This is a genomic window from Caballeronia choica (genome assembly GCF_001544535.1).
Classification (GTDB): Bacteria; Pseudomonadota; Gammaproteobacteria; order Burkholderiales; family Burkholderiaceae; genus Caballeronia; species Caballeronia choica.
Genome location: NZ_FCON02000559.1, coordinates 1 through 785 on the forward strand (window position 1 = coordinate 1; position 785 = coordinate 785).

Consider the following 785-nt stretch of genomic DNA (forward strand, 5'->3'; position numbering starts at 1 on the left):
TGATAATAAACTTTGCAGACAAGGCCGTGCTGGGCATCGTGGCAGTGCCAATGATGAAGGACCTTAACTTGAGTCCGTCTCAGTTTGGCCTGGTGGCTAGCAGTTTCTTTTCGCTCTATTCCATATCTGGGATCGCCGTTGGCTTTTTGGCAAATCGATTCAATACAAAATGGATTATCACTGGGCTCGCACTGATATGGGCAGTCACCCAGTTTCCCATTGCATGGTGGCCAACGCTTCCGATGCTCGTTGCGTGTCGCGTAATTCTTGGCATCGGTGAAGGGCCAGCATACCCCGTCGCCATTCACGCCGCCTACAAATGGTTCCCGGATTCGCGTCGCAACCTGATCACGGCAATCATCGCTCAAGGAGGTCCCGCCGGTGTAGTAGTCGCAGCGCCAATCCTGAGCTATCTTCTGGTACGTTTCGGCTGGCAATCGGCCTTCATCGCGCTGGGCGTAGCAGGCTTACTTTGGACCGCCTTCTGGTTGGCATTGGTGCTGAGGGAACACAAACGGAATCCGCCGAGCGGCAGCCTGTGAACGGCGGCACATCTTCAGATTCGTTTCGCGTGCCGTATTCATACCTGCTGTCGGACCGAAGCATTGTCGGGACCGGCATGGCCTCGTTTGCCTCGTATTGGATCTTGGCGATGGGTTTTACGTGGTTGCCGCTCTATCTGAGAAATGGCCTGGGCTACGACGCGATAAACGCCGGTTGGCTGGTATCCGCGATCATCGCCACCTCAATTCCACTGCAGATCGCCGGAGCAGCGCTGTCACAAA

General features: G+C 55.3%; 1 protein-coding gene and 1 pseudogene. Both read left to right on the plus strand.

The window, feature by feature from the left end:
* A partial coding sequence (locus tag AWB68_RS45705; RefSeq protein ID WP_235028896.1) for an MFS transporter occupies nucleotides 1–542 on the plus strand: 542 nt, incomplete at its 5' end.
* Nucleotides 539–785, plus strand: a pseudogene (locus AWB68_RS45710) (MFS transporter); the annotation flags it as partial. The gene AWB68_RS45705 and the pseudogene AWB68_RS45710, both read left to right, overlap by 4 nt.